Origin of the sequence: Protofrankia coriariae (assembly GCF_001017755.1) — a bacterium.
Classification (GTDB): Bacteria; Actinomycetota; Actinomycetes; order Frankiales; family Frankiaceae; genus Protofrankia; species Protofrankia coriariae.
In genome coordinates this window covers 22,551-30,778 of the sequence record NZ_JWIO01000046.1, presented here as the reverse complement: position 1 = coordinate 30,778, position 8,228 = coordinate 22,551, and the positions used below count along the sequence as shown (strand labels likewise).

Here is an 8,228-nt window from a genome sequence, read left to right as displayed (position 1 = left end):
GGGAGCCGATGCGGCTGGTTCGATGATCAGACGCTGTTTGTTGGCCTTCCATTGGCCGGGTTGGTCGTCCGGGGTTCCGACGGCGGGCGTCGAGGGCATATACGAGGAACGGTCGCCTGCGGCGGATCCAACTTCCCCTGATTCGGATCGGTGACGCGACGGATGCGGGTGGAAGGCGTCCGGCATCCCGGCTGATCTCGTCGTCGCCGACCGAAATTATTTTGCTCAGTATTTCTGGCAGTGGCACAGGAAATACAAGGGACGGCCTGTCGTGCTGGTTTCAGTGATCCAGCGTCCGGGCCGGCATGTCAAACCCAGTTGTCCGGCGCGGGTAAACGCTGATTCCTTGGGGGAATCGATGACCACACCTGAGAAACCGGACGGTCAGCCGTGGAGTTATCCGGACCAACCCGGCGCGACCGGTCCCGGCTACCCGCAGGACCCCGGCTACCCGCAGGACCCCGGCTACCCGCAGGACCCCGGGTATCCGCCGGGCGCTGGGTATCCGCCGGGCGCTGGGTATCCGCCGGGCGCTGGGTATCCACCGGGTTCTGGTTACCCGCCCGGTCCCGGGTATCCGCCGCCCGGCTACCAGACCGGCCCCGGGTATCCGCCGGGCCCCGGCTATCAGGCTGCTCCCGGGTATCCGCCGGCGCCCGGTTATCCCGTGCCGGGCTACGGACAGGGGCCATACGATCCGGCGGCCCCGTTTGGGCGCCATCCGGTGACCGGAGAGCCATACTCGGACAAGCAGAAGCTGGTTGCCGGACTGCTTCAGATCTTCCTGGGTGGTTTCGGGGCCGGGCGATGGTATCTGGGCGATACCGGTATCGCACTCGCCCAGTTGTTCACCTGCGGTGGTCTCGGAATCTGGGCGCTGATTGATGGGATCATGATTCTCACCGGTAACGTCCGTGACAGTCAGGGCCGTCTGCTCCGTGACTAGTACGGCGGCCACATGTCTGCGTCGGATTTTTCGGAGGCCCGGTGGCCCGGATATCGCCGGGACGGCATCCGGGCCACCGGAATCATCTCCCCTGGGCCCGGTCGGCGCCGGCGTTCACCGCGCGGGGAGCCATGCGATCACGATCAGCGGCCGGCGACGGCTGATACTCGGCGCGTCGGTATGCGTGCTGGGCGTCGGCTATCTTGCCGTTGCCGACCCGCACGATCCCGATGTGCTCATGCCGATATGCCCGACAAAACTTGTCACGGGACTCGACTGCCCGGCGTGCGGAGGTCTTCGTCTGGTTCATGACCTGCTGCACGGCCAGCTGCGGGCCGCGGCTCATGACAACCTCTTCATGCTGCTCTGCAGCCCGGTGCTGGTGTATCTGATCTGGCGGCAGGCGCGCGCGATCGGCCGGGGAGAACATACGCGCGTTCCCGGTTCGCTCGCTTATGGCCTGGCCGGCGCCGCGCTCGTCTGGACGGTTGTGCGCAACCTGCCCGGATGGCCCCTGGCCCCGACATCCACCTGACCGGAGACATTCCAGGCCTCTCAATGTGTCGAACCCATCGCCAGCCTCTGGTCATCGAGCTGAGGGCCACCCCGAGAGCAGGGATGCTGTTGACGCGCGTACACGGATGGATCTGGACATAGATCTGTCCTGAACCGATCCCGTACGTGTATTCATGAGGGTTTTCCGCGGCGGGGGATGCGCTGCTGGACGGCGAGGGCGGCCGCCGGGTAGCGGGGGTCGGGGCGCAGCAGGTGCTCGCGCAGACAGGCGTCGGTGTAGCCGGGCTGGTCCAACAGGCTGCTCAGCCCGTCCCGCAGCAGAGCGGCCGGCGGCGTCGCCGGGTTGATCGGAGCGCGTGGAGCGGCGGCGACGGCCTCCGCGACGGTGCGCTGCCCGCCCAGGCTGGCCTGCCCGGGCAGGGTGGTGAACCGGGCGGCCCAGTAGGCGAGGCCGCGGGCGAGTTCGGTGATCTGCTGGGGGCTGGGGCTGCTGGTCGCCGCGACGCTGCGCACGGCGTGGGCGGTGCGGATCGGCCCGTGGGTCAGCCGGGAGAACAGGCCGGGCAGCAGGCGCGGCCACCATCGGACGAGCACGTCCCGCCACGGGGCGTCGGCCAGCTCGCGGCGGAACAGCGCCTCCCAGTCTCCAACCCAGTCGAAGGCGCCGAGCGCCGGCCGCCAGGAGGATTCCTCGGCCGGGTCGATGGCGAACCGCGGGCCGGGCGGGTCGTTGTGCGCGATGGCGTTGCGGTAGCCCGTCACCCAGGCGGGGATCGCCTCCGGATGGCCGAGCGCCGCCAGCGCCTCGGCGCCCCTCGGACCGTGATTGGCGAGATCCTGTCGTCCCGCCCGCTCGTACCCGAGATCGTCGAGACGGTCGAGCGCGTCGGTGACCGCGTCGCTGTAGGTGATCGATGTCATGCCCTCACATCCCTTCCGGGCAGACAGTTCAGATCAATTTGTGCCAGCGAATATTTTGGATACACAAACTTTACTAGGATTGTAGCGTGCTGTACGACCAGCAGGTGAGCGCGACCGCGCCCGGGCGGGCAGAACCGGCATCATCACCGGCCTCGGCACCGGCACGTCCGACCGAGCCGCCGCCAGGGGGAGCACAGCCGCCAGAAGGCGAGCCGTCGCCAACGGGAGCGGTGTCTCCGACGGAGCAGGATCTCGAGATCCTGCTGTACGTGCCGTTGCTGTCGGCCTACTTCCAGCGCGCCCGCTCGGAGATGCCGCCCGCGCTCCAGGGGATCTTCAGCGAGCATCGGCTCACCGCCCGCCACGGCGCGGTCCTGACCCAGTTGCTGACCGGGCATCAGCTCAGTGTCACCGAACTGGCGGGGCGGCTGGGCGTGACGCTGTCGACCGCCAGTGAGCTCGTCGGCAACCTAAGCGACGCCGGCCTCGTCGACCGTCAGGAGGACCCGGCCAACCGTCGCCGCACCCTGGTCTCCCTCCGCGAGGAGCACCGGCCGGTCGTTCTGTCGTTCATCGCCATCCGCGCGGCACCGCTCCTGCGTGCCATAACCAGCCTCTCCCCCCGCGACCGCGCCGGTTTCGTCGCAGGCCTGGCCGCCTGGAGCCGCGAGGCACAGCCCTGATCCACCGTCGCCAACAGCTCCGGTCCGCACCGCCGGCCGTTTCCCGCGGCCGCGCCACTCGAGATGGCTCCGAAGAAGACGGCCGTCATGGTCGGCGAGAAATATCCGCGGATCGTCAGGGACAGGGTGGCCGGCGGAAGCCGGCCTGAAGCAGCACGATGGTTGTTTCTATGAGGGAAGCGGATCTGCGGACGCCTGTTTGTGGATGTGGGTGGCGGTGGCGGCCTCCGCGTCGGCGATCGCTTTCTGGGCGTCGTATCTGAGCAGGGCCGGGGCGATGGCGGTGGCGACCAGGACTCCGCCGACGCAGACCAGGCCGCCGCTGACGACGGAGAAGGCCGGTGACACCAGGGCGGCGGCGCTGCCCGCCTCCAGGTCGCCGATCCGGGGGCCGCCGGCAACGACGACCAGGAACACGCCCTGTAGTCGGCCGCGCATCGCGTCCGGGGTGGCGACGTTGAGGATGGCGGTTCGGAAGATCGCGCTGACCATGTCCGCGGCACCGGCCAGGGCCAGCAGCGGTACACCGACGGCGAGGCTGTGCGTGAGCCCGAACCCGGCGATCGCCCCGCCCCAGACGACGATCGCCACCACCACCGCCCGGCCCTGACGGTTGACCCGGCCAAGCGGACCGGACAGGCCGGCGCCGAGCAGCGCTCCCGCCGCCACCGCCGAGTACAGGACGCTGGCCGTGGTGGCCCCGCCGCCGAACTGGGTCCGGGCCAGTTCGGGGAACAGCGCCCGCGGCATTCCGAAGATCATGGCGATGATGTCTACGACGAACGTCATGAGCACGACCGGCTGCCCGGCGAGGAAGACAAGCCCCTCCCGGACGCTGGCTGTCCCGGCAGGCCGCCCGCCGCCCNNNCAGGCCGCCCGCCGCCCTGCGGCGGCATCGGTGGGAGCCGGGCCAGCCCGTACAGCGCCGCGGTGAAGGTGGCCAGGTCCAGCGTGTAGGCCAGCACGTAGCCGCCGGCGGCCACGCTCACCCCGGCGATGAGCGGGCCGGCGGTCAGCGCGGTGTTCCAGCCGATCTGCTGGAGGGCGGTGGCCGCGGGCAGTTCTCGCAGCGGCACCAGGTTCGGGATCATCGCCCGCCGTGCCGGCCCGTTGACCGAGACCAGCGCGGACTGCACCGCGATCAGGCCGAACAGCGGCCAGATGGCGCCGGAGCCCGCGCCGGTGGCGTCGACGACGAGCGCGAACAGCAGCAGCCCGGCCGACACCGTGGCCAGCCCGCCGGAGGTGAGCAGGGCGAGGCGCCGCCGGTCGACCGCGTCGGCGATCGCACCGCCGAGCAGCCCACAGGTGATCAGCGGGACCAGCGCGACCAGGCTGGCCAGGCCGACCTGGAAGGACGAGCCGGTGATGTCGTAGACCTGCAGCGGGACGGCGGTGGCGGTGATCTGCGCACCGAGCGCGGAGATCGTGTCGCCGGCCCAGATACGCCGGTAGGCCGGATAGTCCCGCAGCGGGGAGACGTCTGCCAGCAGTTTCCGTGTGACGAAACGTAGCGTGAGCTGAGGTCTGCGGGCCAGCCCACATGCCCTCACCCGGTCTCCTTACTTAGGGTCGCCATTTTTGGTCCGCCGACCGGGCGCGGGCCCTCGGCTGCCGTCGATGACCTGTATACCGTGTCCTGACCCGCGATCCGCTTTCTTGATCATTCCGGATCGATGGATCGGCGCCGGTTTTCGGGGTCGAACCCGGTGTCCAGCACTTCGATCATCCTTTCGGGGCCGTTCACGGTGATCATGGGCCAAACAGTGCCAACGGTACGACGGCAACGCCGTCACGCCTGCGGTAGGCACGCTCGCCCGCGTAGATGACGACGGCATCGATCAGGTCTTTTCCGATCCGGTCGTGAAGCCACCGGAGGTGCCTGGTGTCGGCGTCCTCGACCCGGTCGGCCAGCTTGACCTCGATCCCCACTACTCGGCCGTCCGCATGCTGGACTATCAGATCCACTTCGTGGTCGTTGTTGCGGGTGCGTAGGTGTCCCACGCGAGCCTCGGCGGCCTCGGCGTAGGTGTGGATGCTGAGCGCGGCAAGGTGCTCGAACAGCGCACCGAGGATCGTGCCCGCTGACAGCTCTGTGCTGCCCTGCTCGGCTCGCAGCAGCGCGGCGGTATCGAGTCCGAGCAGTCGTGCGGCCAGAGCGGGGTCGGCCAGTTGGTGCTTGGGGGACTGGCCGAGTCGGTCCAGGTGGTTCCGACTGGGGATCCACGGCGGTATCGCATCGAGCAACCACAATGAGGACAGAGCGTCGCGATAAGCGAGCGTCGTCCCTCTGGCTGGCTTGTTCGCCAGCCCAGCGGTAGCCGCGTCGAGGATCTTCGAGTAGACCGTCGTTGTCGAGGTCGCGGCGGCGTAGGCGGCCAGCCAGGCACGCAGCACCGCCGGCCGGCGGACCGGGTAGCCCTGTTCGGGGAACTCCCGTTGCACGACATTGTCCAGGTACGCGTCCAGCTCCGCCCGACGCACGCGCGAGGGCAGGCCGCGGATGGCGGGAAAGCCCGATGCCGTGATCTCCTCGACGTAGTCCGTCAGGCGGAGCGCGGTGCTCCCGCCGAGATCTCGGTTCCCGTCGAGGAGCGCGGCCAGGCTCATGGTCGGCGTCTCGATACCCCGCTCCGCGATACTCAACGGACGCATCCGCATCGGTACGATCCGTCCGGCGCCCGAGTGGATCACCGCCCCTCGCGGTGCGGAGCTGCCGGCGACGATGAAGTGACCGGGCGGCGAGCCGGCGTCGACCGCACGGCGTACGTGGTCCCACATCTCGGGAAGGCGCTGCCACTCGTCCACCAGCACCGGCCCGGGCAGACGGGTCAGAATCGACGGGTCGGCGGCCACGATCTCACGCTGAGCGGGAAGGCTGAGGTCAATGACCGATGCGGCGCGCCGCATCGCGGTCGCGGTCTTGCCGACCCCCTTCGGCCCATGGATCGACAAGGCGCGAAGATGCGGCTGAAGCTCATCCAACGTGTTGTCGATGATTCGACGCCGATAGTCGATCACGCGACTACTCTACCAATTGCACACCGTCTAGTCTCCCGATCGCACGGCTCCTAGTCTCCCGATCGCAGGGTCGAACCTGGCCCACCTGGCTCGACCCTGCCCGATCCCGTGCTGTCGGGCGTCTGATCGGAGACCTCGCCGAGCCATCGCCAGGAGACAGCGAGATGCTCAGCGGAAGGCGAGGCGGTCGGAGCCGTAGGGGTCGTCGATGCGGACGATCTCCCGGCCCAGCGGCAGCAGCGAGACCGGGATCAGTTTGAAGTTCGCGAGCCCCAGCGGGATACCGATGATCGTCAGGCACAGCAGCAGGCCGGTCGCCAGATGGCCGAGCGCCAGCCACCAGCCCGCGAACACGATCCATATCAGGTTGCCGAGCAGCGACGGCGCGCCCGCGTCACGGCGGTCGATCACTCGGCGGCCAAACGGCCACAGGGCGAAGCTGGCGATACGCAGCGAGGCGATCCCGAACGGGATAGTAATGATCAGAATGAAGCAGATCAGTGCGGCGACGGCGTAACCCAGTGCCATCCAGAACCCACACAGCACCAGCCATATCAGGTTCAATATCAAACGCATACGTCTCATCCTCCTCCTTGAATCCGGGACCGCACGATCGAGTAGCGGACACTTTCGGCACGGGCGGGCCGACGAAGGGACTGGAAATCTCATGGCCGAGGTGACCCCGTACCGTGTCGAGATCCCGGAGGCCGACCTGGACGACCTGCGCGACCGGCTCCGCCGGACCCGCTGGCCCGACCGCGAGACCGTCTCCGACTGGTCCCAGGGCATCCCGTCGGAGTACCTGCGCGACCTGTGCTCCTACTGGGAGCGGGAGTACGACTGGCGGGCGCTCGAACGCAGGCTGAACGCGTTCAACCAGCTGAAGGTGCATGTCGGCGGGCTGGGCGTGCACGTGCTGCACGTGACCTCGCCGCACCCCGGCGCGGTGCCGCTGGTGATGACGCACGGCTGGCCCGGGTCGGTCGTGGAGTTCCTGAACGTCATCGGGCCGCTGACCGACCCGGTCGCGCACGGCGGCTCGGCCGCCGACGCGTTCCACCTCGTCATGCCGTCCCTGCCGGGATACGGGTTCAGCGACAAGCCGACCGGCACCGGCTGGGGGGTGCCGCGGATCGCCGACGCGTGGGCGGAACTGATGACCGCGCTCGGCTACGACCAGTATGCGGTGCAGGGCGGCGACTGGGGTGCGAGGGTGTCGACGGAACTGGCCATCCGCCATCCGGACGCCGTGCTCGGCCTGCACCTGACCCTGCCGCTGGTGGACGTCCGCGCGGCCACGGCCGAGCTGGGGGAACTCGACGAACGGGACACCGCGTCGCTCGCCACGCACCGGCGCTTCCGGTGGGAGGAGGCGGGCTACTCGACCCAGCAGTCCACCCGGCCGCAGACCGTGGGGTACGGCCTGGTCGACTCCCCGGCCGCGCTCGCCGGCTGGATCGTGGAGAAGTTCCACGGCTGGACGGACTGTGACGGCCATCCGGAGAAGATCCTTACTCGGGACCAGTTGCTCGACAACGTGATGATGTACTGGCTACCGGCGGCCGGCGCGTCCGCGGCCCGGTTGTACTGGGAGAGTTTCCGCAGCCGCCCGCAGGGGGTGGTGACCGTACCGACCGGATGTTCGCTCTTTCCGCGGGAGCTGTTCCGGCTGTCCCGCAGCCTGGTCGAGACCCGTTTCCGGGACCTTCGCTACTGGAGCGAGCCGGACCGCGGCGGCCACTTCGCAGCCTTCGAACAACCAGCCCTCTTCGTCGACGAACTCCGCGCCTTCTTCCGCCTGCTACCGCCGCGGGTGGCTTGTGACGATGTACCTGGCGGGCCGCGGTGAGCGCTGGCCAACGTTCAGGTGTGGTAAGCGTCCCTGCGATGGCGGATCGCGGTGACCTCGACGACATGCTTGGTGTCGTCGATGAGGTAGATGACCCGATAGGGCCCGCGTCGTGCCGACCGCAGTGGCGCGAGCGGCGGGTCGAGGGGTTTGCCGACCCGGTGCGGGGCGTCGAGCAGAGGTCCGGTGACGAACTTGTGGGCGGCGGTCGCGACCTTTTCGGGCAGCGTTTCGGCGATGGCGCGGGCGGCGCCCCGGGCGATTCGTAGCCGGTATCGGCCTGCCGTCACCC

General features: G+C 69.0%; 10 protein-coding genes. 4 read left to right on the top strand and 6 right to left on the bottom strand.

What is annotated here, in order from left to right:
• Positions 1-724: 724 nt before the first annotated feature.
• Positions 725-946 (top strand): TM2 domain-containing protein, encoded by a 222-nt coding sequence (locus FrCorBMG51_RS34170; RefSeq protein ID WP_371391064.1) that lies wholly within the window; start codon positions 725-727, stop codon positions 944-946.
• Between the two features lie 184 nt (positions 947-1,130).
• Positions 1,131-1,481 carry a DUF2752 domain-containing protein gene (locus tag FrCorBMG51_RS31905; protein WP_235433778.1) on the top strand — a complete coding sequence of 117 codons (351 nt, stop codon included), beginning with the start codon at positions 1,131-1,133 and terminating at the stop codon, positions 1,479-1,481.
• Between the two features lie 152 nt (positions 1,482-1,633).
• Here FrCorBMG51_RS31905 and FrCorBMG51_RS20755 read toward each other — a convergent pair whose 3' ends face one another.
• On the bottom strand, positions 1,634-2,383 hold the full coding sequence (locus FrCorBMG51_RS20755; RefSeq protein WP_047224700.1) for a questin oxidase family protein: 750 nt from the start codon (positions 2,381-2,383) through the stop codon (positions 1,634-1,636).
• An 86-nt stretch (positions 2,384-2,469) separates the two neighbouring features.
• Here FrCorBMG51_RS20755 and FrCorBMG51_RS20750 point away from each other — a divergent pair, with 86 nt between their 5' ends.
• Complete coding sequence (locus FrCorBMG51_RS20750; RefSeq protein WP_235433777.1) at positions 2,470-3,066, top strand: MarR family winged helix-turn-helix transcriptional regulator; 597 nt, start codon at positions 2,470-2,472, stop codon at positions 3,064-3,066.
• Positions 3,067-3,234: 168 nt separating this feature from the next.
• Here FrCorBMG51_RS20750 and FrCorBMG51_RS31900 read toward each other — a convergent pair whose 3' ends face one another.
• The 4 genes from FrCorBMG51_RS31900 to FrCorBMG51_RS20735 form a co-directional block, all read right to left on the bottom strand.
• A complete protein-coding gene (locus FrCorBMG51_RS31900) occupies positions 3,235-3,855 on the bottom strand; it encodes an MFS transporter (protein ID WP_235433776.1) in 621 nt (206 codons plus the stop codon).
• Positions 3,852-4,619: an MFS transporter gene (locus FrCorBMG51_RS31895; RefSeq protein WP_235433775.1), complete on the bottom strand. Its 768-nt coding sequence runs from the start codon at positions 4,617-4,619 to the stop codon at positions 3,852-3,854. Before FrCorBMG51_RS31895 ends, FrCorBMG51_RS31900 begins: the two co-directional genes overlap by 4 nt.
• A 199-nt stretch (positions 4,620-4,818) precedes the next feature.
• On the bottom strand, positions 4,819-6,087 hold the full coding sequence (locus FrCorBMG51_RS20740; protein ID WP_047224698.1) for an ATP-binding protein: 1,269 nt from the start codon (positions 6,085-6,087) through the stop codon (positions 4,819-4,821).
• Positions 6,088-6,255: 168 nt separating this feature from the next.
• Positions 6,256-6,663 carry a YccF domain-containing protein gene (locus tag FrCorBMG51_RS20735; RefSeq protein WP_047224697.1) on the bottom strand — a complete coding sequence of 136 codons (408 nt, stop codon included), beginning with the start codon at positions 6,661-6,663 and terminating at the stop codon, positions 6,256-6,258.
• A gap of 91 nt (positions 6,664-6,754) precedes the next feature.
• Between FrCorBMG51_RS20735 and FrCorBMG51_RS20730 the strand changes: the two genes are divergently transcribed.
• The gene (locus FrCorBMG51_RS20730; RefSeq protein ID WP_047224696.1) at positions 6,755-7,936 is read left to right on the top strand and encodes an epoxide hydrolase family protein; all 1,182 of its coding nucleotides are present in this window, start codon (positions 6,755-6,757) and stop codon (positions 7,934-7,936) included.
• Positions 7,937-7,950: 14 nt separating this feature from the next.
• Here the strand turns inward: FrCorBMG51_RS20730 and FrCorBMG51_RS20725 are convergent.
• Positions 7,951-8,228: type II toxin-antitoxin system RelE/ParE family toxin (locus FrCorBMG51_RS20725; RefSeq protein WP_338052784.1), on the bottom strand; the 278-nt coding region annotated here is incomplete at its 5' end.